The following is a 21234-nucleotide window of genomic DNA, read 5'->3' on the forward strand; positions in this document are numbered from 1 at the left end:
AAGACGAGGAGAGACCCCATGCAAACCGCTACCCAGGCCATCGACAACGGCGTCAACGTCACCGCCCTGCTCGGCGCCCGCGAGGCCCTGGCCCAGGCCCCGGAGGCCGCCCGCTTCACCTGGCGCGCCCACTGCGACTGGGTGATGGGCACCCACAGCCGGGTCGCCGTCGAGGCGTTCCACGGCCTCGGCGAGACGCAGCAGCATCGCCAGCGCTTCACCTTCGACGTGGACCACCCCGCGGTCTTCGCCGCCGAGGACCACGGCCCCACCCCGGTGGAGTACGTGCTGGTGGGGCTGGCCGGCTGCCTCACCGCCGGCATCGCCGCCGTCGCCCAGCACCGCGGCATCCAGCTGCGCTCGATCCGGGCCAGCGTGGAGGGGAGCATGGACATCCAGGGCATCCTGGGCATGGACCCCGAGGTGAGAAACGGCTTCGACGACATCCGGGTGGTCTACGAGATCGACGCCGACGCCAGCCGCGCGGAGATCGAGGCGCTGGTCGCCCAGTCCCAGAAGCGCTCGGCGGTCTACGACCTGCTCACCAACCCCACCCACGTGATGGTGAGCGTGAAATGATCCCGGGGCGCCCGCGCCCGCTGCATCGCCCGGCCCGCGCCGTGACCGCCCTGGTCATCGGCGCGGGACACGCCGGGCTCGCCATGGGCCATCACCTGGCGCAGCGTGGCATCGACCATGTGATCCTGGAGCGGGGCGAGGTGGCCAACGCCTGGCGCAGGGAGCGCTGGGATTCGCTGCGTCTGCTCACCCCCAACTGGCAGTGCCGCCTGCCCGGTCAGCCCTACCCGGGCCCCGACCCGGAGGGCTTCATGGGCATGCCGGCGCTGATCGCCCTGCTGGAGGGCTACGCCCGGCGGCTGGCCTCGCCGATCCACACCGGCACACGGGTGACGGCGGTGCGCGCCATGGACGGCGGCTATCGGGTGGAGACCGACCGGGGGACCTGGCACTGCCGGGCGCTGGTGATCGCCACCGGCGCCACCCAGCTGCCGGTGGTGCCCGCCCTGGCCGAGGCCCTGCCGCCCTGGATCGAGAGCCTCACCCCGCTGGCCTATCGCCACCCGTCGCAGCTGCCGCCCGGCGGGGTACTGGTGGTGGGCGCCGCGGCCACCGGCGTGCAGCTGGCCGACGAGCTCCAGCGCAGCGGCCGCCAGGTGACCCTGGCGGTGGGCGAGCACCTGCGCCTGCCGCGCCGCTATCGGGGACGCGACATCCAGTGGTGGCTGGAACAGGCCGGCCTGCTCGACCAGCGCTTCGACGAGGTGGAGGACATCGCCCGGGCGCGGCGCGCCCCCTCCCCCCAGCTGGTGGGCGGTCCTTCCCCCCGCGATCTGGACCTCAATGCCCTGAGCGAGCGCGGCGTGCGCCTGGTGGGGCGCCTGGCAGGCCTCTCCGGCACCCGGCTGCAGTTCGCCGGCTCCCTGGCCATGCACTGCAGCGCGGCGGACCTCAAGCTCGCCCGGCTGCTCGACAACCTGGACGCCTGGGCGCTGGCCCACGGCTGGCACGACGCCCTGCCCGCCCCCGAGCGTCCGGCCCCCACCCGGCTGCCGGCGCGCCCCCGCCTGGGCCTCGACCTGGCCGCCGGCGAGATCAAGACGGTGCTCTGGGCCACCGGCTTTCGTCCCGACTTCTCCTGGCTGCAGGTACCGGTGTTCGATGCCAGGGGGCGGCTGCGCCACCACGGCGGCGTGGTCGAGCACGCCCCGGGGCTCTACGCCATGGGCCTGCCGTTCCTGCGGCGGCGCAAGTCCGGGGCCATCCACGGCGCCGATGACGACGCCCGGGAGCTCGCCGACCACCTGGCCGCCCGGCTGGCGGGGGCGTCGACCGGCGGCCGGGCACCTCGCAGGCCTGAGGCCGCCCTGCCCGCCCCCTGATGTCGTGACCACCGCACCGCGATGCGCGCACGGAAGCGCGCCGCTCCCGCCATGGCGACTAGGCTGTAAGGGGGCCGAGCCAAGGCTGGCCGCCACCCTGTACCGCGGGATCGACGAGGCGTCGTCGTGACGTGGCGCCCGCCAGGAGGAGTCGCTTGCGCGAGGACGACACACCACACCGCCGCCGGCGGGGGCCGCTCGGGCTGCTGCCGGGGCTGCTGCTCGGCCTGCTGCTGACCGGCTGCAGTGCGCTGGAGCGCCAGCACGAGGCCCTGCTGGTACTCGGCGACCTGGCCGCCGGCGAGGGACCGAGCCGGCTGAAGCAGCGCGTCCCGTCACCCGACCGCGAGGGGCTGACCTACGCGGTGGAGGGGCGCGGCTATGTGGCGGACCTCTACCACCCGCCATCCCCCCGCCGCGGGACCCTGGTCCTGGTGCATGGCCTCACCGACGCGGGCCGACGGGACCCGCGCCTGATGGATTTCGCCCGCACCCTGGCGCGGGCCGGTTTCACGGTGCTGGTACCGGAGCTGGACGGCCTGCGCGACTTCTCGGTGGGCATGCGCGAGGTGGAAGGCATCGCCGATGCCGTTCGCCACGCCACCGCCACGCTGCCCATGGCCGGGGAGGGCCCGGCGCTCGCCGCCATCAGCTTCGCCACCGGGCCGGCGCTGCTGGCCGCCATGCAGCCGGACATCGCCCAGCGGGTCCGCTTCGTGATCGCCGTGGGCGGCTACTACGACCTGACCGACATGCTGCGCTACGCCACCACCGGGGAGGATCGCGGCGGCGCCGGCCTCCGCGCACCGCCTCCCCAGCGCGACCTGCGCTGGGCCATGCTGCAGAGCCAGCTGCATACCCTGGAGGACGCCGGGGATCGGCAGCGCCTGGCGGCCCTGGCCCGACGCCGGCTGGCGGGCGACGAGGGCCCCGCCCCCGAGCTGGCCGACCTGGGAGACCAGGGCCGGGCACTCCTTGCGCTGGTGGTCAATCGCGACCCGGCGCGGGTGACGTCGCTGCTCGCGGCCCTGCCCCCCTCGCTGCGCGACGCGTTCGACGCGCTGGATCTCGCCTCCCGGGATCTCGATGCCCTGGCGGCGAGGCTGGTGCTGGTTCACGGCCCCGACGACCGGGTGGTCCCGATCAGCCACTCGCGGCGGCTGCGGGATGCCCTTCCCGCCGGCCAGGCGCGGCTCTTCGAGGCCGGCGGGCTCGGCCACGTGGAGGTCTCCTCCCACTGGCGAGACGCCTGGACGCTGTGGCGGGCGATTCATCATGTGCTCAGGCTCGGCGAGGTCGAGAGCACGAACCGGTGACCGGAAGGGCGTCGCCTGCCGGTGAGCCAACGAGGCGAGAGCGACGGCGCTTCCTACCGTCGCCCCGCCCTCAGGCGTTGAAGACCACCCGGCCCAGGTCACCCAGGTCATAGCCCCCCAGCGCCTCGGCGCGTTCGCGGAAGCGCGGCTCCCGGGCGAAGGCCAGCAGCCGCTGGATCGGCGGCTCGAAGTAGCTGCGCCGCCGCAGGGCCAGGTCGAAGGCCTCCTCATGGAGCGGCACGAAGGCGAGCCCCTGGCGACGCGCGGCCGCCTCGACGCCGAGCCCGGCATCGGCCTCGCCCTGGCGGATCGACAGGGCCAGGTCGTCCTCGGAGAGCGAGGGGTGGCCGGCCAGGGTCAGGCGCTCGACGCCGATACCCTCCCGCGCCAGCAGCAGGCCCAGCAGGCGCGCCGCGCCGGCGTCGGGCTGGCGGTGGGCGACCCGCACCGCCGGCCGCGCCAGGTCGGCCAGCCGCCGGATGCCCAGGGGGTTGTCCGGCGCCAGCAGCAGCCCCTGGCGGCGCTGCGCCCAGCGCACCATCACCAGGTCGCGCATGCCGCCCAGGCCCAGCCTCGCCGGCTCGTTGTAGCGACCGCTCTCCGGGTCCAGCAGGTGCAGGCCGGCCAGCATGGCGTCGCCGTCCAGCAGCCGCCGCACCCCGTCGCCGCTGCCGTGGCAGAGCAGCGCCAGCCCCGAGCCGCTCTCGCGCACGGCCCACTCCAGCAGCGGGTCCTGGCTCCCCGCCAGCACGCTCGGCACCGGCCGCCGGCTCGCCTGGTCCCCCTCCAGGTGGCTCATCAGCCACAGGTCGAGGCTCTGGCGGGGAAACAGCAGCTTGCCGGTGATCCGCACGCAGGGGATCTCGCCCTGGCGCACCAGGTCGTAGACCTTGCGCTCCTTGAGCCGCAGGTAGTCGGCCACCTCGGCGGTGGTCAGGTAGGCGTGGGTCGCGGGTGTCTCCATGGGCCCTCTCCGGTCTCGGCGGCGCAGACGCTCTTATCATGCACAAGACTGCATGGATTCCATCGTTGGATGCGCGACTTCGCCTCAACGCACAAGATGCAACGAGACCACCGGAGAACACGATGCCCGCCGACGCCAACGCCTTCCAGACCGCCCTGGCCCTGATCCTGGGCATGGACCCGGTGCTGCTCGGCATCGTCGCGCTCTCCGTGCAGGTGTCGCTGAGCGCGGTGCTCATCGCCGCGCTGCTGGCCCTGCCGCTGGGGGCGGCGCTGGCCCTGTGGCGCTTCCCCGGCCGCGGCGCCATCGTCGTCACGCTCAACGCCCTGATGGGCCTGCCGCCCGTGGTGGCGGGCCTGGCGGTCTACCTGCTGCTCTCCCGGGCCGGCCCCCTGGGTCCGCTCGGCCTGCTCTTCACCCCCACCGCCATGGTCATCGCCCAGGTGATCCTGATCCTGCCGATCATCGCCGCCCTGACCCGCCAGCAGATCGAGGAGCTTCACGGCGAGTATCGCGACCAGCTTCGCTCGCTGGGGGTCTCCCGGCCCCGCATGATGCCCACCCTGCTGTGGGATGCCCGCTTCTCGCTGATCACCGTGATACTCGCCGGCTTCGGCCGCGCCAGCGCCGAGGTGGGGGCGGTGATGATCGTCGGCGGCAACATCGACGGCGTCACCCGGGTGATGACCACCGCCATCGTGCTGGAGACCAGCAAGGGCAACCTGCCGCTGGCCCTGGGCCTCGGCCTGGTGCTGCTGGGGCTGGTGCTGCTGGTCAACGCCGCCGCCCACCTGGTCGGCGAGACGGCGCGGAGGCGGCTGGGATGAACGATATGCTCCGCCAACCCACCGATACGGGGACCGGGATCGCCCCGCTGGCCTTCGAGGCCGTCACGGTCACCCATCGCGGACAGCCCCTGCTCGGCCCGCTGGACCTGCGGCTGGCGGGCTGCCACCGCACCCTGGTGATGGGCCCCAACGGCGCCGGCAAGAGCCTGCTGCTGCGCCTGGCCCACGGCCTGCTGGCCCCCAGCGCGGGTCGGGTGAGCTGGGAGGGGACCACGCCCCGCCAGGCCATGGTCTTCCAGCGTCCGGTGCTGCTGAAGCGTTCGGCCATCGACAACCTGACCTATGCCCTGGCGGTCAGCGGGACGCCCCGCCCCGAACGGCGCGATCGGGCCCGGGAGGCCCTCGCCCGCTTCGGCCTGGCGCCCCTGGAGAAGCGGCCGGCCCGGGTGCTCTCCGGCGGCGAGCAGCAGCGCCTGGCCCTGGCCCGGGCCTGGCTGACTCGCCCCGAGGTGCTGTTCCTCGACGAGCCCACCTCGGCGCTGGACCCGGCGGCGATTCGCGCCGTGGAGGAGGCCGTGCTGGACTTCCACCGCCGCGGCACGCGCATCCTGATGACCACCCATGACCTGAACCAGGCACGCCGCCTGGCCGACGACGTCGTGCTGCTCTACGGGGGGCGCCTGATCGAGCATACCCCCGCCGAACGGTTCTTCACCCAGCCCCGAACCCCGGAAGGCCAGGCCTTCCTGCGCGGCGAACTGGTCTGGTAGCCCCACCCGACGAGGATGACATCATGACCCGACGCCCCTTCGCGACCATCGCCCTGGCCCTGGCGGCCCTCTCCGGCACCGGCCTGGCCCAGGCCAGCGACGACTACATCGTGCTGGCCTCCACCACCTCCACCGAGGCCTCGGGACTGTTCGGCGCCATCATCCCGCGGTTCACCGAGGCCACCGGCATCGAGGTTCGCGTGGTGGCCGTGGGCACCGGCCAGGCGTTCGAGATTGCCCGCCGCGGCGATGCCGACAGCCTGCTGGTCCACGACACCGCCGGTGAGGAGCGCTTCGTGGAGGAGGGCTACGGCACCGAGCGGGCCGACGTCATGGTCAACGACTTCGTGATCATCGGCCCCGGGGGCGACCCCGCCGGCATCAGTGAGGCCGAGACCGTGGCCGAGGCCATGCGCCTGATCGCCGAGGTCGAGGCCCCCTTCGCCTCCCGCGGCGACGACAGCGGCACCCACCGCGCCGAGCAGCGGCTGTGGGAGACCGCCGGCGTCGAACCGGGCGGCAGCTGGTACCGCGAGCTGGGCAGCGGCATGGGGCCGACGCTCAACACCGCCGCCGCCATGGACGCCTACGTGATGAGTGACCGCGCTACCTGGGTCGCCTTCGAGAACCCACAGGACCTCACCCTGCTCTTCGAGGGCGACGAGGCGCTCTTCAACCAGTACGGCAGCCTGCTGATCGACCCCGAGCGCCACCCCCACCTCAAGCACGACCTGGCCGAGCAGTGGCACCGCTGGCTGCTCTCCGAGGAGGGCCAGCAGGCCATCGCCGACTTCACCGTCAACGGCCAGCCGCTGTTCTTCCCGAACGCCCATTCGGACTGAACCGGAGTTGACGGCGCCTCATCCGTAGGCCCGCCAGTGCCCGGCCACACCCGGTCATACCCGGCCGGGCCACACCAGGCCCGGCCGAGCCGTCAAGGGGCCGTGATCGGCCGTCGCGCCTATCGGGTATAGGTCTCGAGCTCAGCCGCATACTCGCCGCGCAACCGCGTCCACTCCATCTTGAACCAGGGCGTGAAGTGTTCCGGATGAGCCGCCAGCTCGGCATCGAGACTGGCGGGTGATATCCAGCGCCAGTCGGCAATCTCCTGGCGGTTGGGGCGCGGCTCCTCGGCACAGGTCCCCAGGTAGACCCAGCAGAGCTCGTGCTCGGCCCCGCTTGAATCGTACTGGGCCTGGTAGCGGAACTTGTAGAGGAAGGCGAGCTGCGCCTCGATGCCGACCTCCTGCCACAGTCGCCGGTGGATCGCCTCCTCCATGGGCTCGCCGCGGCGTGGATGACTGCAGCAGCTGTTGGACCAGTAGAGCGACCACAGCCGCTTGCCTTCCGCCCGCTGCTGCAGAAGCAGCTCCCCCTGAGGATTGAACACGAACAGCGAGAAGGCGCGATGCAGCACACCGCTTCCTTCGTGGCAGCTGGCCTTGTCCAGGTGTCCCAGCTCCCGGTCCTCGTCATCGACCAGGATCAGCTCCTCGTCATCGAAGGAAACGGTCTCGTCGCGCTCGCCTGAGCCTGTGCTGATCAAGGGGTCACCTCCATCGCCATATCGCTGTCTACTCCTTGCCGTTGCCTGACCGAAGGCCAGGACATCCCGCAGCAAAGCCCTCACCACCGGAGGGCTCGGCCGCCCATGCGCTCAGTGCCCGGGGCGAGCCCGAAAGCGGCCTGAGCGGCAACCCCCGAGTCACACCGCCAAACAGCAGCCTGAGCGTCCCATCATGACGTGCCGCCAGGCGGGTACTCGCGATGACGGCCTTGACCGTGCGACGTGACACCTTGACCTCCCGCCCCGAGCCATAGGTCGGCCGCGCCACTATCCGCCGGAGGGTGAGCACGGCCAGGCCGATGGCCCATAGGCAGAACCGCCGGATCCCCGCTTCTTCCGCAGGAACCATCAGGGTGTAGCGAAAGGCATTGCGCAGATGGGCATGCGCGACACCGACCAGGTAGCGCAGTGCCGCGGCGAACGCCGGATCACTGCCCCCCGGCGCCAGGCTCGCCACGTCCACGCCGAGCGCTCGAAACTCCCGGCGCGGCAGCCAGCAGACGCCACGTTGCCGATCATCCCAGAGGTCCTTGAGGATATTGGTGAGCTGCAGACCCTCTCCGAACGAAGGCGCCAGGGCCAGCATCTCGGCCCGCTTCTCATGCATGGCGCCGGAGTGCTGGCAGAACAGCTCGGTGAGCATTTCACCCACGACGCCTGCCACGTGATAGCAATAGCGGTCCACCTCGCCCAGGTCTGCCAGGCCCTCCAGGCTGGCACTGTCCTGGTAATGGCTCATGCCCCGGCACATGATGCTCACACACTTGACCAGCGCCTGCTGCTGGGGCGCATCGAGACTGTGGGTGCAGCGGACGACCAGTGACGTATTGGCCATCAGCTCTCGCTCATCCGCCGACGTGGCCGGCGAGAGCAATGGCATGACCTGCCTGACGAAACCCTGGGCCGTCTCCTCTCCTCTCAGCACCGCCAGAAACCGTTCCTGCAGGAGGGCCTTCTGAACGGCGGAAAGCGCGGGCTCGTCCTCCAGGGTGTCGGCAATGCGGCAGAGCAGGTAGGCATTGGTCACGACCTTGCGCAGCTCGGCCGGAAGCTGGGGGATGGTGAAGGCAAAGGTGCGTGACACCGCGCCCAGGACCTTGCCCTGATAGGCTTCTGCCTCTGCAATTGCGGGAGCCGTCGAGAGGACCTGGGCCATGGCAGAACACCCGTTGATGTGTGGCGGTTGACCGAGGCCGGTCATCTCTCCCAGCGTGACGTGAAAGCAGGCAGGCTGGCTGGAAACGCAGGCTATCACGCGGGCTTCGGGAGGGTAACGACGCCCAGCCAACGCCAGGGACGCCAGCCGGGGTCAGACCCTTAATTTCCCTTAAGGGTCTGACCCCGGGGGGCCCCCGCGGCGGCGTCGAGCCGCCGCAGCAGGTCGTCGAGCTCGTTGCTGAGGAAACGTGGCTCCACGCACTCGCCCAGGTGCCCCTCGGCGAAGCGCAGGAACCCCAGCGCCGCATGGGAGAGTCGCCGGTCGCGGCGCACTATGAACTGCCAGTGACTCTCGATGGGCAGCCCCGCCACCGGCAGGATCACCAGGTCCGGGTGCTCCGGCGGCAGCACGTGCTCGGAGAGCACGGCGAGCCCCATGCCCGCCGCCACGCCCACCCGGATCGCCTCGTTGCTGGCCATCTGCAGGGTCGGGCCCAGGGTCAGCCCCTGCTCCTGGAGCCAGCTCTCGAACAGCATGCGGGTGGCCGAGCCCGGCTCGCGCAGCAGGAAGCGCTCACCCAGCAGCTCATTCATGGCGATGCGCTCGCGCCCGGCCAGGGGATGGCCCCGCGGGGCCACCGCCACCAGCGGGTTGCGCAGGAAGCGCCCGGCCAGGGCGTGGGCCAGCGACGGCGGGTGGCTGAACACGTAGAGGTCGTCCTCCTGGCGCTCGAAGCGGGTGAGCATCTGGCGGCGGTTGCCGAAATGCACGGTCACGTCGACCTCCGGAAAGGCCTGGCTGTAGGGGCCGAGCAGCCGCGGCAGCACGTACTGGGCGGTATTGACCAGGGCGATGGAGAAGCGCCCCCGCTCGCCGCCACGCAGCGCCGAGAGGTAGTCGTCCAGGTCGGCGAAGCGCCCCAGCACCTCGCGGCTGGCGCGGTAAAGTTCTCCGCCCGCCTCGGTGGGCACCTGCCGCCCCTGGCGGGTCTCGAGCAGCGGCTCGCCGAGGGTCTCCGCCAGGCGCTTGAGCTGCAGCGAGACGGTGGGCTGGGTCAGGTGGAGCTGCCGCGCCGCCTCGCTGATCGACCCGCTGCGGACCACCGCCACATAGACCTGCAGCAGCCGGAAGGTGAGGTGTCGAATGTTCATGGCGACCCCGGGATATAGATGATTATCTATACTGCATTGCAAGCAACACAATTGGTATCAATACCATCGACTCCGCACAATCCCCGACGTTTCCTGACCCCGACCCGTGAGAGTCCCCCATGCCCGATATCGTGGTGATGTTCTTCCTGCTCGGCCTGGTGGCCGGCGTGCTGAAGTCGGACCTGACCATCCCCAAGGCCGCCTACGACACCCTTAGCCTGCTGCTGATGCTGACCATCGGCCTCAAGGGCGGCATGGCGCTCTACGGCAACCTCGGCTGGTCGCTGCTGCCGGAACTGGTCGCCGTGGCCGCGCTGGGCGCGCTGATCCCGCTGGCCCTGATGCCGATACTGCGTCGCCTGGTGCGGCTCTCGCCCGCCGACAGCGCCAGCATCGCCGCCCACTACGGCTCGGTGAGCGCCGGCACCTTCGCCGTGGCGCTGGCTTTCGCCGAGGGGCGCGGCCTGCCGATCGGCGCCGAGGTCACCCTGTATCTGGTGATGATGGAGCTGCCGGCGATCATGGTCGCCATCGCCCTCTACCGCCGCCATGCGGGCAAGGCGGCCGGGGAGGCGATGCAGGGGATCTGGCACGAGACGCTGACCAACCGCGGGGTGATCCTGCTGGCCGGCGGCGCGGTCATCGGTGCCATGTACGGCCCCCAGGAGGGCGCCAACGTCACCGAGCTCTTCACCAGCGCCTTCCACGCCGTGCTCGCCCTCTTCCTGCTGCAGATGGGCCTGACCGCCGCGGACACGCTGCGCCCCATTCCCTGGTTCCACTGGCGGCTGCTCACCTTCGCCCTGGTCGCCCCGCCGGTGCTGTCGCTGGCCGGCCTCGCCGTCGGCCTGGCCCTCGGCCTGCCCGCCGGCTCGCTGCTGATCCTCACGGCGCTTGCCGCCAGCGCCTCCTATATCGCCGCCCCGGCCGCCATGCGCACCGCCATCCCCCAGGCCAATATCGGCCTGGCGATGCTCGCCGCCCTGGGCTTCACCTTCCCGCTCAACGTGATCCTGGGCATTCCCCTCTACCACCAGCTGATCACCTGGCTGGCCGGCTAGCCGTCTAACCCCGCCTGGCCCGTCCCGGGGCAGCCCTCGCGGCTGCCCCGCTGCCGTTACCGCCCTGTCGTCTCCCCTCGCCCGTCGGCCACCGATTCGACATTCGTCGAAGCCGGGACGAGCTGCACTTTACGTTAACGTCAACCTGACCTAGTCTTGTGCCATCACGGTTTCACCACCCGACGCGACCCGTCGTGCCCGCCCCCCCCTCCCGCCACGGAGCCGGTGGGTCACGACTCCCGACAAGAACGGAGCCCCGCTCATGCATACGCCCTTCAAGCCCCTCGACTTCGGCCTCGACGACGAACTGAACATGCTGCGCGACCAGGTGAACGCCTTCGCCCGCGACGAGATCGCCCCGCGCGCCGCCGAGATCGACGAGAAGAACGAGTTCCCCAACGACCTCTGGCAGAAGTTCGGCGACATGGGCCTGCTCGGCATCACCGTCTCCGAGGAGGACGGCGGCACCGGCATGGGCTACCTGGCGCACTGCATCGCCATGGAGGAGATCTCCCGGGCCAGCGCCTCCGTGGGCCTCTCCTACGGCGCCCACTCCAACCTCTGCGTCAACCAGCTCAAGATCAACGCCAATGCCGAGCAGAAGGCCAAGTACCTGCCCAGGCTGATGAGCGGCGAGCACGTCGGCGCGCTGGCCATGTCCGAGCCGGGTGCCGGCTCCGACGTGGTCTCCATGAAGCTGCGCGCCGAGAAGCGCGGCGACCGCTACGTGCTCAACGGCAACAAGATGTGGATCACCAACGGCCCCGACGCCGACGTGCTGGTGGTCTACGCCAAGACCGACCCGGAGGCGGGCTCCAAGGGCATCACCGCCTTCATCATCGAGAAGGGCATGCCCGGCTTCTCCACCGCCCAGAAGCTCGACAAGCTCGGCATGCGCGGCTCCAACACCTGCGAGCTGGTGTTCCAGGACTGCGAGGTGCCGGAAGAGAACGTGCTGGGCGAAGTGGGCAAGGGCGTCCGCGTGCTGATGAGCGGCCTCGACTACGAGCGCACCGTGCTGGCCGCCGGCCCCATCGGCATCATGCAGGCCGCCATGGACATCGTGGTGCCCTACATCCACGAGCGTAAGCAGTTCAACCAGTCCATCGGCGAGTTCCAGCTGGTGCAGGGCAAGGTGGCCGACATGTACACCACCCTGAACGCCTGCCGCGCCTACCTCTACGCCGTGGCCGCAGGCTGCGACCGCGGCCAGACCTCCCGCAAGGACGCCGCCGGCGTCATCCTCTACTGCGCGGAGAAGGCCACCCAGGTCGCCCTGGACGCCATCCAGCTGCTGGGCGGCAACGGCTACATCAACGAGTACCCGACGGGACGCCTGCTGCGCGACGCCAAGCTCTACGAGATCGGCGCCGGCACCAGCGAGATCCGCCGCATGCTGATCGGCCGTGAGCTGTTCAACGAATCTGCCTGAGCCACCGGCTTATGTAGGAGGGATGCTTCGCATCGCGACCGGAGGCCGCAGGCCTCCCACGGAAAACACCAAGGCACCTGGCGGCGCCTGTCGCGCAGCGGAGCTGCCCTCCTACAACACCACCGGTACCCTGTGTTGGCATATCAATTCAAGGATTCGCTATGAGCATCCTGCAGACCCAGATCAATCCGCGCAGCGACGGCTTCCAGGCCAACGAGGCGTCGATGCGCGCCGAGGTGATGAAGCTGCGTGAGCTCACCGCCGCCATCGCCCAGGGCGGCGGCGAGAAGGCCCGCGTGCGTCACGAGTCCCGCGGCAAGCTCTTCGTGCGCGACCGCATCGACCACCTGATCGACGAGGGCTCCCCCTTCCTGGAGTTCTCGGCGCTGGCCGCCCATGAAGTCTACGACTCCGCGGTGCCCGCCGCCGGCGTGGTGACGGGCATCGGCCGCGTCAGTGGCGTCGAGTGCGTGATCGTTGCCAACGACGCCACCGTCAAGGGCGGCACCTACTTCCCGCTCACGGTGCGCAAGCACATCCGCGCCCAGGAGATCGCCCGCAAGCACCGCCTGCCCTGCATCTACCTGGTCGACTCCGGCGGCGCCTTCCTGCCCCGCCAGGATGAGGTCTTCCCGGACCGCGAGCACTTCGGCCGCATCTTCTACAACCAGGCCACCCTCTCCGCCGAGGGCATCCCGCAGATCGCGGTGGTGATGGGTTCTTGTACCGCCGGCGGCGCCTACGTCCCGGCCATGGCCGACGAGTCGATCATCGTCCGCGAGCAGGGCACCATCTTCCTGGGCGGCCCGCCCCTGGTGAAGGCCGCCACCGGCGAGACCATCAGCGCCGAGGACCTGGGCGGCGCCGACGTCCACGCCAAGAAGAGCGGCGTGGCCGACCACTACGCCGAGAACGACGCCCACGCCCTGCAGCTCTGCCGGGCCTGCGTGTCGCGGCTCAACTGGCAGAAGCGCGGCCAGCTCAAGATGCAGGCGCCCAAGCCCCCGCGCCTGGATCCGGCCGAGCTCTACGGCATCGTCGGCACCGACCTCAAGAAGCCCTACGACGTGCGCGAGGTGATCGCCCGCATCGTCGACGACTCCGACTTCGACGAGTTCAAGCGCTACTACGGCGACACCCTGGTCACCGGCTTCGCCCATATCCACGGCCACCCGGTGGGCATCGTCGCCAACAACGGCGTGCTCTTCTCCGAGTCCGCGGTCAAGGGCGCGCACTTCATCGAGCTCTGCGCCCAGCGCAAGATCCCGCTGATCTTCCTGCAGAACATCACCGGTTTCATGGTGGGCTCCAAGTACGAGCACGAGGGCATCGCCAAGCACGGCGCCAAGCTCGTCACCGCGGTGGCCTGCGCCAAGGTGCCCAAGTTCACCGTGCTGATCGGCGGCAGCTTCGGCGCCGGCAACTACGGCATGTGCGGCCGCGCCTACGACCCCAACCTGCTCTTTATGTGGCCGAATGCCCGAATTTCCGTCATGGGGGGTGAACAAGCCGCCGGCGTGCTGGCCCAGGTCAAGCGCGAGCAGATCGAGCGCGAGGGCCGCGAGTGGAGCAAGGAGGAGGAAGAGGCCTTCAAGCAGCCCACCCGCGAGCAGTACGAGCACCAGGGCCACCCCTACTACGCCAGTGCGCGGCTTTGGGACGACGGCGTGATCGACCCGGCCCAGACCCGCGACGTGCTGGGGCTGTCGCTGGCCGCGGCCATGAATGCCGAGGTCGAAGAGACCAAGTTCGGCGTGTTCCGGATGTAACCGCAGGGGATTCCGTTATGTCTGAGACAACCTTTTCACGGCTGGAGCTCGACGACCGCGGCATCGCCTGGCTGACGCTGGAGCGCCCCGAGGTCCACAACGCCTTCGACGACAGCCTGATCGCCGAGCTCAACGCCCACCTGGAGCGTCTGCGCGACGCCGCCCACCACGGCGAGATACGCGCCGTGGTGCTGGGCTCCGAAGGCAAGAGCTTCTCCGCCGGGGCCGACCTCGGCTGGATGAAGCGCATGGTCGAATACGACTTCGAGGGCAACCTGGCGGACTCGCGCAAGCTCGCAGCCCTGATGCACGGGCTCGACACCCTGCCCTGCCCCACCCTCTGCCGCGTGCAGGGGGCCGCCTTCGGCGGCGCCGTGGGCCTGGCCGCCTGCTGCGACATCGTCGTCGCCTCCGAGAAGGCCAAGTTCTGCCTCTCCGAGGTGAAGATCGGCCTGTCGCCCGCGGTGATCAGCCCCTACGTGCAGCGTGCCCTGGGCGAGCGCCAGATGCGCCGCTATGCGCTCTCCGCCGAGGTGATGGACGCCACCACCGCCCTGGCGCTCGGCCTCGTTCATCGCCTCGCCCCCCACGACGAGCTCGACGCCGCCGTGGAGGCCATGCTCGACATCCTGCTGGCCGGCTCGCCCCAGGCCCAGCGCGCCACCAAGGCGCTGCTGGCCGAGGTGGCCCAGGAGCCCGACAGCAAGGCCACCCGCGAGCACACCTGCCGGGTGATCTCCGAGCTGCGCGTCAGCGCCGAGGGCCAGGAAGGCCTGGCCAGCTTCTTCGAGAAGCGCCGCCCCGCCTGGACAAACGACAGCGATAACCGTGTCGCCGACAACGGTGTCGCCGAAAACAATGCCGCGGAGCCCCGCTCATGACCTCTGAAGTGAAGAAATTCGATACCCTGCTGGTCGCCAACCGCGGCGAGATCGCCTGCCGGGTAATGCGCACCGCGCGCGCCATGGGCCTGCGCACCGTGGCCGTCTACTCCGACGCCGACGCCAATGCCCGCCACGTGCGCGAGGCCGACGAGGCCGTGCGCCTCGGCCCCGCCGCCGCCCGCGAGAGCTACCTCAAGGTCGAGGCGGTGATCGAGGCCGCACGCCGCACCGGCGCCGGCGCCATCCACCCCGGCTACGGCTTCCTCTCCGAGAACGGCCCCTTCGTGGAGGCCCTCGAGAAGGCCGGAATCACCTTCGTCGGCCCGCCCGCCTCGGCCATCGCCGCCATGGGCGACAAGTCCGCCGCCAAGGAGCGCATGTCCCACGCCGGCGTGCCCCTGGTGCCGGGCTACCACGGCGACGACCAGGATGACGCCCTGCTCAAGAGCGAGGCGGACAAGATCGGCTACCCTGTGCTGCTCAAGGCCAGCGCCGGTGGCGGCGGCAAGGGCATGCGCGTGGTGGAGTCCGCCGCGGGCTTCCAGGCCGCCCTGGACGGCTGCCGCCGCGAGTCCCAGGCCGCCTTCGGCGACCAGCGCATGCTGATCGAGAAGTACCTGACCCAGCCGCGCCACGTGGAGGTCCAGGTGTTCTGCGACAGCCACGGCAACGGCGTCTACCTCTTCGAGCGCGACTGCTCCGTGCAGCGCCGCCACCAGAAGGTACTCGAGGAGGCCCCGGCCCCGGGCATGAGCGCCGAACTGCGCCGCGAGATGGGCGAGGCCGCCGTGCGCGCCGCCCGCGAGATCGGCTACGTGGGCGCCGGCACCGTGGAGTTCCTGCTGGATGCGGACGGCTCCTTCTTCTTCATGGAGATGAACACCCGCCTGCAGGTGGAGCACCCGGTCACCGAGATGATCACCGGCCAGGACCTGGTCGAGTGGCAGCTGCGCGTGGCCATGGGCGAGCGGCTCCCGCTGGCCCAGGATGAGCTGACCATCACCGGCCACAGCTTCGAGGCGCGCCTCTACGCCGAGGACCCGGAGCAGGACTTCCTGCCCGCCACCGGCCGCCTGGACCGCTTCGCCCTGGACCTGGTGGGCGCCGGCCTGGACCCCAACAAGGTGCGCCTGGACAGCGGCGTGGAGAGCGGCGACGTCGTCTCCATGCACTACGACCCGATGCTCGCCAAGCTGATCGTCCACGGTGACGACCGCCACCAGGCACTGGCCACCCTCAACCGGGCCCTGGCCGCACTGGACGTGCAAGGGGTTGTCACCAACCGCGCCTTCCTGCAGCGCCTGGCCACCCACCCGGCCTTCAAGGGCTGCGAACTCGACACCCGCTTCATCGAGAAGAACGAAGCGACCCTGTTCGCTACCCAGGAGATCACCACCGAGGCCTACGCCGCCGCGGCGCTGATCGGCCTCAAGCAGCTGGCCCGCGAGTGCGAGAGCGACTCCCCCTGGGATCGCCACGACGGCTTCCGTCTCAATGCCCCGCACACCATCCGCCTGGCCCTGTGCGCCACCGGCCAGAACCTGACCAATGCCCAGGCGCCGGACGCCGAAGGCGTGGTGATCGTGGAAGGCACCCGGGAGACCGACGCCGACCCCTGGCACCTGACTATCGGCGACACCACCCTCACCGCCCGCCTGCAGCACCTGGAAGGCGACGCCGTGGCGGTGACCCTCGACGGCCACCGCCGCCGCCTGCAGGCCCGCCTGGGCGAGAACGGCGTGGTGGTGATGGCCGACCCGAGCGGCGAGACCCGCCTGTTCTGGCGCCGCATCGACGCCATCGACCATGGCCAGCACGAGGCGGAATCCACCCTCACCGCGCCCATGCACGGCACCGTGGTGGCGCTGCTGGTGGAGCCGGGCCAGAAGGTGGAGAAAGGCATGCCGCTGATGGTCATGGAAGCCATGAAGATGGAGCACACCATGTCCGCCCCCGCCGATGGCCACGTGGCGAACTTCCACTTCGCCGCCGGCGACACCGTGGGCCAGGGCGACGTGCTGCTCGAATTCGCCCCGGAGGAGTAAGCCAATGGCATTCCCGAAACAGGTTCGCCTGGTCGAGGTCGGCCCCCGCGACGGCCTGCAGAACGAGCCCGAGCCGATCAGCACCGCCACCAAGCTGGAGCTGATCGACCGCCTGGGCGCGGCCGGCCTCAGCTACATCGAGGCGGCCAGCTTCGTCTCGCCCAAGTGGGTGCCGCAGATGGCCGACCACCGCGAGGTGATGCAGAACCTCGCCCGGCTGGATGGCGTCACCTACGCGGCGCTGACCCCCAACCTCAAGGGGCTGGAAGCGGCCCTGGAGTGCGGCGTCGAGGAGGTGGCGGTGTTCGGCGCCGCCTCCGAGGCCTTCTCCCAGAAGAACATCAACTGCTCCGTGGCCGAGTCCCTGGCGCGCTTCGAACCGGTGCTGGAACGCGCCCAGGCCGCCGGCGTGCGGGTGCGCGGCTACGTCTCCACGGTGCTGGGCTGCCCCTACGAGGGCGAGATCGCCCCGGCCAAGGTGGCCGAAGTGTCCAAGGCGCTCTATGAGATGGGCTGCTACGAGGTGTCGCTGGGCGACACCATCGGCGTGGGCACCCCCCTCAAGGCCAAGCGCATGCTCGAGGCGGTGAGCCGCGAGGTGCCCATGGCCCAGCTCGCCGCCCACTTCCACGACACCTACGGCCAGGCGCTGGCCAACCTCTACGCGGTGCTGGAAGAAGGCATTGCGGTGGTAGACAGCTCCGTCGCCGGCCTCGGCGGCTGCCCCTACGCGAAAGGGGCATCGGGCAACGTGGCAAGCGAAGACGTGGTCTACCTGCTCAACGGCCTCGGCATCGAGACCGGCATCGACCTCGAGGCACTTGCCGCCACCGGCACCTGGATCACCCAGGCCATCGGCCGGCCGAACCGCTCCAAGGTGGGGGTGGCACTGGCCAGCCGCTAAAGACAGGCTCAGCGCCCTGCCATTGAAAACGACTTCTGTCCTTGCCTCTGGTATGTCGCTCATGCCGGGGGTTTTTTTATGGTGGATTCGCTAGCCACAACGAAAACCCCCGAGTCAGGTGAGTGACTCGGGGGGACTGCTGAAGGCGTCAGCGGAGGTCGATCCAGGCTGTGGCCTGATAGCTAGCCTGTTCGCTTTTATTGACTTGACCCAGCAATCTTCTTTTCTTTTTCACGAGACACGGAGTCAGATTGTTTTCCTACTCTCTTACCAGATTTTACCAATGCTTTCTGATGTCTTGAAGACAACATACTTCCAATTGCATTTGCTAGCAGAGGAGGCACTGCATTTCCTACCTGAGTATAGCGGGGACACTCTTGCTTCCTGAATTTTCCACCAGTAGTATATTTTCCGCGAAAAGAAAACCAGTCAGGGAAAGATTGCAGCCTTGCATTTTCTCTGACTGTAAGTATCCGTGGCTCACAATAATGCAGGATATCATCAGGAAGAGTTGTAACCGTTGGCGCCGGAAGACCAGGGTGCAAAACCGTAGTGCTGTGCTTCTTAGTCCCCAATCTCTCGCGCTCACTCTTTGACATTGGACGGCCAGGTCGACAAATCTCCTGAACTTTCCTAAAATACTCAACAGTTTCTTTCTTATGATTTGCCAGGCGACGACTATCCGGCGCTTCGCCATCCGACATTTTTCTCATGAGCTTTAAATACCCAACCTCAACCAAAGGAGCAGCATACTTAGCTTCTTTGAACCCTTTAGCATTAGAGTCGGTACTATCTAACAAGTCCCTCCCGGTAGTGCGCAAATCATTTATAGCCTCTTCGGAAGTAATTTTTCTACTACGAGGCAACTCATTTTTAGCCAAAAAACGCTCCTTCGTGCCAAGCAACTCCAACAGAAGATTATTATTACCACTCTCTCCTGTATCATTGCGCTCACAGAGAAATAAATATCGTATCCTATTTTGCGGAACGCCAAAGTCTGAACAGTTTATCAAGCCTCGAGAAACAGAATAACCTAAGCCCTCTAAACATTTCTCTACTGAATCCGCATGGGTAGGCGGCCTAGCCGCTTCAGTAAGAGATAACGGACCGTCTCCCGATGCGAAGCGCATGTTAAATCCAGCGACATTCTCGATAACAAGGTAGCGAGGCTGCAGTATTTCAATCAAACGCAAGTACTGTTCAGTCATCTGATTTCTTGGATCAGCTGGGTCACGTCGCCCAGCCGTAGAGAATCCTTGGCAAGGAGGACCGCCTACAAGCAGGTCAACGCTCCCTCTTAAACCAAACAACTTCTCATGATATTTATCTAATAAGTCTTCACAAGACATTGCATTTTTTGGCAACCATGCCGGCCATTCAAACTGATAGTTGACGCCGTCTACGAGGTTGTAACGGAAGGTTTCAAATGCCAAGGGGGTCTTTTCAATAGCAAAAATTCCTTGACAACCAGACTGTAGCAACCCGAGAGAAAGGCCGCCACATCCAGCGAAAACATCGACAAAACGAAGAGGTGAGGAAAGTTGTGCCATAATATAGAGATTATGCCCAAGCATCGTTCAGTAGGTCAAATTAGTTTGACATGAAAAATGGAAAAACTCCAGGTCACTTTATCTATTCACATCGACGTATTCGCCATAAAGGGAACCTTAGAAAATTGCAAGTACTTAAAAGCAGAAAAATCCCTGCACGAAGCACTATCAGGCGCCGACAAGGGTGACGTGTTCGACTATATCGAAACGCTCGGCAACTCGAAGCGTCGTCGCGGCATGAACGTTAGCTTGTCACCCGTAGAGTACGAACGGAATTAGACCCAGAGACTAACAGGAGCCTAGAAGATACGCAGCGAATTAAACAGCACCACCAAATTCTCGTGCAATTATCAACCAAATGCAGTGTAATAGTCCGCGACGTCCTTCCTTGAAGTAATTAGAGCCAATCTAGTTGTTGCACGAGTAGTAGCAACGTAAAGATCTTCTTTAGAAAAAGCAACATGCTCATCCGGAATTCCAACGTCAACAACGATTATCGCCCTCGCCTCGATACCCTTGAAGGATTTTATTGTCGAGAAGAAAACAGTTCCAGCCTTTCCTAGATCACTAATTTCAGTACTTAGACGAAGGCCATACCCTGATATCTGACCATTCATGGAAGAGTTTTCATACCTGTAAGGGCTAAGTATCACTACAGAGCCTTCGCCACTCCATTTCTGAGCGATTTCCCACGCGCGCATCGACTGGTTATTAACCAATTGAACCAAAGGAGCCACACCCAAAGGCATACCGGGCATAGACTCAATCCTCGAATTGAGATACAAGTTAGAAGCGTCATTTATTTTTACAGTATTTCGGCAATTGTGATGTAGGCTAAACACCACTTCGGCGCCTATCGGAGCAGTGTTGCCGGCATGAAAAATATCTTGTTTCCAATCTGAAAAAAAAGCCCACTCCCCCTCGCTTGAGCGAAGTTCGAGCAATGCGATAATCTGGCATTCAGACAGGTCCTGTCCTTCGTCAACGACTATGGAATCGTACTTTTCATACGTGTCCGCATAGTCCATAACCCTCCCAGGCAAAATCTCCCTATAAAACTCTTTTAAACCCGCTGCAGGAGGTGTTTCTGAACATATTGAAATAAAAAGCTTGTCTACATTCCAAATGAAATCAGCATAATCAGGGTTCAGCATGCGGAGTGAAGCCGCGAGCGCCCGGTTAAAGCAAATATAGACAGCCCTCTTACCTTGATCAATTAGCGATTTTAAACGCCAGATCGCCAAAACTGTCTTCCCTGAGCCAGCTGGTCCGACTACTGCCACACTTGGTAACTGAAATAACCCTTTTAAGCTCGCAAATTGCTGCCGAGTTAGCTGCTCGATTCTTTCTGAGTCATCAGCAACATCCTCTGCAAAATCTGCTTTATAGACACGAAATTTCCTATTCTTAAGATGATCTATAACTGACTCCACGACTTGCGTAACAAACTGTTCTCCTCGCCCATCTCCTCCACGTTTTTCAAGCGAATTTCGGAGACGAGACGCCAGTTGGTTCATATGCCGACGAGTGGCTATTGTTGACTCATCAAACATAGCAGGAAGTCTAGCTATCTCCCCCTGAGGATAAATAACAAGATATGAGTAACGACCAGGAAAGCGAGGCCATTGATAGGACTCATTTAGGACTTTAGTAAGGTCATGCATATTCCTGATAGCCTGCTCTGGCGGAGATTCTTTAAGCTCGACCCAAGTTCCATTGTTTTCCCTTCGGCTCCAAACTCCATTTTCACCCACTTTAAATTCTTTAGAGCCCTTGACTTCAACAACCACAAGGCCAGAACCAGAAACAAGAATAACGAAATCAGCTTCACCTTCTCTGACATAACCATTCTTGGAAAGAGTCCAATGCACACTAGGCATAACAACCCAATTATCAGGAAGCTGATTTTTGAATGCCTTCAGCACCTCGTTTTCCCAACGGTCTGCCGGCAAACTACCCACAACTTTAGGCAT

General features: G+C 66.4%; 19 protein-coding genes. 13 read left to right on the forward strand and 6 right to left on the reverse strand.

Going from position 1 to position 21234, the window contains the following annotated elements:
* Window positions 1-18: 18 nt before the first annotated feature.
* The 3 genes from BDK63_RS00705 to BDK63_RS00715 all read left to right on the forward strand — a co-directional run bounded on the left by BDK63_RS00705 (window position 19) and on the right by BDK63_RS00715 (window position 3217).
* On the forward strand, window positions 19-579 hold the full coding sequence (locus BDK63_RS00705) for an OsmC family protein (RefSeq protein ID WP_183329387.1): 561 nt from the start codon (window positions 19-21) through the stop codon (window positions 577-579).
* The gene (locus BDK63_RS00710) at window positions 576-1901 is read left to right on the forward strand and encodes an NAD(P)-binding domain-containing protein (protein ID WP_183329388.1); all 1326 of its coding nucleotides are present in this window, start codon (window positions 576-578) and stop codon (window positions 1899-1901) included. The genes BDK63_RS00705 and BDK63_RS00710 overlap by 4 nt, the downstream gene beginning before the upstream one ends.
* 155 nt (window positions 1902-2056) lie before the next feature.
* Window positions 2057-3217, forward strand: a complete 1161-nt coding sequence (locus BDK63_RS00715) for an alpha/beta hydrolase family protein (protein WP_183329389.1) — start codon at window positions 2057-2059, stop codon at window positions 3215-3217.
* A 70-nt stretch (window positions 3218-3287) separates the two neighbouring features.
* On the opposite strand, the gene BDK63_RS00720 is transcribed toward BDK63_RS00715, so the two are convergent.
* A complete protein-coding gene (locus BDK63_RS00720; RefSeq protein WP_183329390.1) occupies window positions 3288-4181 on the reverse strand; it encodes a helix-turn-helix transcriptional regulator in 894 nt (297 codons plus the stop codon).
* A gap of 122 nt (window positions 4182-4303) precedes the next feature.
* Between BDK63_RS00720 and BDK63_RS00725 the strand changes: the two genes are divergently transcribed.
* The 3 genes from BDK63_RS00725 to BDK63_RS00735 are packed head-to-tail and all read left to right on the forward strand — an operon-like array spanning window position 4304 to window position 6581.
* The gene (locus BDK63_RS00725; RefSeq protein WP_183329391.1) at window positions 4304-5008 is read left to right on the forward strand and encodes an ABC transporter permease; all 705 of its coding nucleotides are present in this window, start codon (window positions 4304-4306) and stop codon (window positions 5006-5008) included.
* Window positions 5005-5739 carry an ATP-binding cassette domain-containing protein gene (locus BDK63_RS00730; protein ID WP_183329392.1) on the forward strand — a complete coding sequence of 245 codons (735 nt, stop codon included), beginning with the start codon at window positions 5005-5007 and terminating at the stop codon, window positions 5737-5739. The genes BDK63_RS00725 and BDK63_RS00730 overlap by 4 nt, the downstream gene beginning before the upstream one ends.
* A gap of 23 nt (window positions 5740-5762) precedes the next feature.
* A complete protein-coding gene (locus BDK63_RS00735) occupies window positions 5763-6581 on the forward strand; it encodes an ABC transporter substrate-binding protein (RefSeq protein WP_183329393.1) in 819 nt (272 codons plus the stop codon).
* Between the two features lie 119 nt (window positions 6582-6700).
* On the opposite strand, the gene idi is transcribed toward BDK63_RS00735, so the two are convergent.
* From idi to BDK63_RS00750, 3 genes are all read right to left on the reverse strand, one after another.
* Window positions 6701-7285, reverse strand: coding sequence for an isopentenyl-diphosphate Delta-isomerase (gene idi, locus BDK63_RS00740; protein ID WP_221202427.1), 585 nt, complete (start codon window positions 7283-7285; stop codon window positions 6701-6703).
* Window positions 7286-7313: 28 nt separating this feature from the next.
* Window positions 7314-8462 carry a phytoene/squalene synthase family protein gene (locus tag BDK63_RS00745; protein ID WP_183329394.1) on the reverse strand — a complete coding sequence of 383 codons (1149 nt, stop codon included), beginning with the start codon at window positions 8460-8462 and terminating at the stop codon, window positions 7314-7316.
* Between the two features lie 161 nt (window positions 8463-8623).
* Window positions 8624-9616 (reverse strand): LysR family transcriptional regulator, encoded by a 993-nt coding sequence (locus BDK63_RS00750; RefSeq protein ID WP_183329395.1) that lies wholly within the window; start codon window positions 9614-9616, stop codon window positions 8624-8626.
* Window positions 9617-9735: 119 nt separating this feature from the next.
* Between BDK63_RS00750 and BDK63_RS00755 the strand changes: the two genes are divergently transcribed.
* The 6 genes from BDK63_RS00755 to BDK63_RS00780 all read left to right on the forward strand — a co-directional run bounded on the left by BDK63_RS00755 (window position 9736) and on the right by BDK63_RS00780 (window position 17711).
* On the forward strand, window positions 9736-10677 hold the full coding sequence (locus BDK63_RS00755; RefSeq protein ID WP_183329396.1) for a sodium-dependent bicarbonate transport family permease: 942 nt from the start codon (window positions 9736-9738) through the stop codon (window positions 10675-10677).
* A 262-nt stretch (window positions 10678-10939) separates the two neighbouring features.
* Window positions 10940-12109, forward strand: a complete 1170-nt coding sequence (locus BDK63_RS00760) for an isovaleryl-CoA dehydrogenase (protein WP_183329397.1) — start codon at window positions 10940-10942, stop codon at window positions 12107-12109.
* 161 nt (window positions 12110-12270) lie between these two features.
* Window positions 12271-13878, forward strand: a complete 1608-nt coding sequence (locus BDK63_RS00765) for a carboxyl transferase domain-containing protein (RefSeq protein ID WP_183329398.1) — start codon at window positions 12271-12273, stop codon at window positions 13876-13878.
* A gap of 17 nt (window positions 13879-13895) precedes the next feature.
* Window positions 13896-14759, forward strand: coding sequence for an enoyl-CoA hydratase-related protein (locus BDK63_RS00770; RefSeq protein ID WP_183329399.1), 864 nt, complete (start codon window positions 13896-13898; stop codon window positions 14757-14759).
* Window positions 14756-16807, forward strand: coding sequence for an acetyl/propionyl/methylcrotonyl-CoA carboxylase subunit alpha (locus BDK63_RS00775; protein WP_183329400.1), 2052 nt, complete (start codon window positions 14756-14758; stop codon window positions 16805-16807). Before BDK63_RS00770 ends, BDK63_RS00775 begins: the two co-directional genes overlap by 4 nt.
* A gap of 4 nt (window positions 16808-16811) precedes the next feature.
* The gene (locus BDK63_RS00780) at window positions 16812-17711 is read left to right on the forward strand and encodes a hydroxymethylglutaryl-CoA lyase (protein ID WP_183329401.1); all 900 of its coding nucleotides are present in this window, start codon (window positions 16812-16814) and stop codon (window positions 17709-17711) included.
* 197 nt (window positions 17712-17908) lie between these two features.
* On the opposite strand, the gene BDK63_RS00785 is transcribed toward BDK63_RS00780, so the two are convergent.
* Window positions 17909-19261, reverse strand: a complete 1353-nt coding sequence (locus tag BDK63_RS00785) for a DNA cytosine methyltransferase (protein WP_183329402.1) — start codon at window positions 19259-19261, stop codon at window positions 17909-17911.
* Between the two features lie 57 nt (window positions 19262-19318).
* Between BDK63_RS00785 and BDK63_RS00790 the strand changes: the two genes are divergently transcribed.
* Window positions 19319-19540, forward strand: coding sequence for a hypothetical protein (locus tag BDK63_RS00790; RefSeq protein WP_183329403.1), 222 nt, complete (start codon window positions 19319-19321; stop codon window positions 19538-19540).
* A 71-nt stretch (window positions 19541-19611) separates the two neighbouring features.
* On the opposite strand, the gene BDK63_RS00795 is transcribed toward BDK63_RS00790, so the two are convergent.
* Window positions 19612-21234: a nuclease-related domain-containing DEAD/DEAH box helicase gene (locus tag BDK63_RS00795; protein WP_183329404.1), complete on the reverse strand. Its 1623-nt coding sequence runs from the start codon at window positions 21232-21234 to the stop codon at window positions 19612-19614.

This window comes from Halomonas campaniensis, assembly GCF_014193375.1.
In the GTDB taxonomy this organism is placed as follows: Bacteria; Pseudomonadota; Gammaproteobacteria; order Pseudomonadales; family Halomonadaceae; genus Halomonas; species Halomonas campaniensis.

Bases quoted from the DNA above. Each gene is read 5' to 3' on its own strand.
- BDK63_RS00705 (WP_183329387.1), top strand. From the start codon at position 19: ATGCAAACCGCTACCCAGGCCATCGACAACGGCGTCAACGTCACCGCC.
- BDK63_RS00710 (WP_183329388.1), top strand. From the start codon at position 576: ATGATCCCGGGGCGCCCGCGCCCGCTGCATCGCCCGGCCCGCGCCGTG.
- BDK63_RS00720 (WP_183329390.1), bottom strand. From the start codon at position 4,181: ATGGAGACACCCGCGACCCACGCCTACCTGACCACCGCCGAGGTGGCC.
- BDK63_RS00725 (WP_183329391.1), top strand. From the start codon at position 4,304: ATGCCCGCCGACGCCAACGCCTTCCAGACCGCCCTGGCCCTGATCCTG.
- BDK63_RS00730 (WP_183329392.1), top strand. From the start codon at position 5,005: ATGAACGATATGCTCCGCCAACCCACCGATACGGGGACCGGGATCGCC.
- BDK63_RS00735 (WP_183329393.1), top strand. From the start codon at position 5,763: ATGACCCGACGCCCCTTCGCGACCATCGCCCTGGCCCTGGCGGCCCTC.
- BDK63_RS00745 (WP_183329394.1), bottom strand. From the start codon at position 8,462: ATGGCCCAGGTCCTCTCGACGGCTCCCGCAATTGCAGAGGCAGAAGCC.
- BDK63_RS00750 (WP_183329395.1), bottom strand. From the start codon at position 9,616: ATGAACATTCGACACCTCACCTTCCGGCTGCTGCAGGTCTATGTGGCG.
- BDK63_RS00755 (WP_183329396.1), top strand. From the start codon at position 9,736: ATGCCCGATATCGTGGTGATGTTCTTCCTGCTCGGCCTGGTGGCCGGC.
- BDK63_RS00760 (WP_183329397.1), top strand. From the start codon at position 10,940: ATGCATACGCCCTTCAAGCCCCTCGACTTCGGCCTCGACGACGAACTG.
- BDK63_RS00765 (WP_183329398.1), top strand. From the start codon at position 12,271: ATGAGCATCCTGCAGACCCAGATCAATCCGCGCAGCGACGGCTTCCAG.
- BDK63_RS00770 (WP_183329399.1), top strand. From the start codon at position 13,896: ATGTCTGAGACAACCTTTTCACGGCTGGAGCTCGACGACCGCGGCATC.
- BDK63_RS00775 (WP_183329400.1), top strand. From the start codon at position 14,756: ATGACCTCTGAAGTGAAGAAATTCGATACCCTGCTGGTCGCCAACCGC.
- BDK63_RS00780 (WP_183329401.1), top strand. From the start codon at position 16,812: ATGGCATTCCCGAAACAGGTTCGCCTGGTCGAGGTCGGCCCCCGCGAC.
- BDK63_RS00785 (WP_183329402.1), bottom strand. From the start codon at position 19,261: ATGGCACAACTTTCCTCACCTCTTCGTTTTGTCGATGTTTTCGCTGGA.
- BDK63_RS00790 (WP_183329403.1), top strand. From the start codon at position 19,319: ATGGAAAAACTCCAGGTCACTTTATCTATTCACATCGACGTATTCGCC.
- BDK63_RS00795 (WP_183329404.1), bottom strand. From the start codon at position 21,234: ATGCCTAAAGTTGTGGGTAGTTTGCCGGCAGACCGTTGGGAAAACGAG.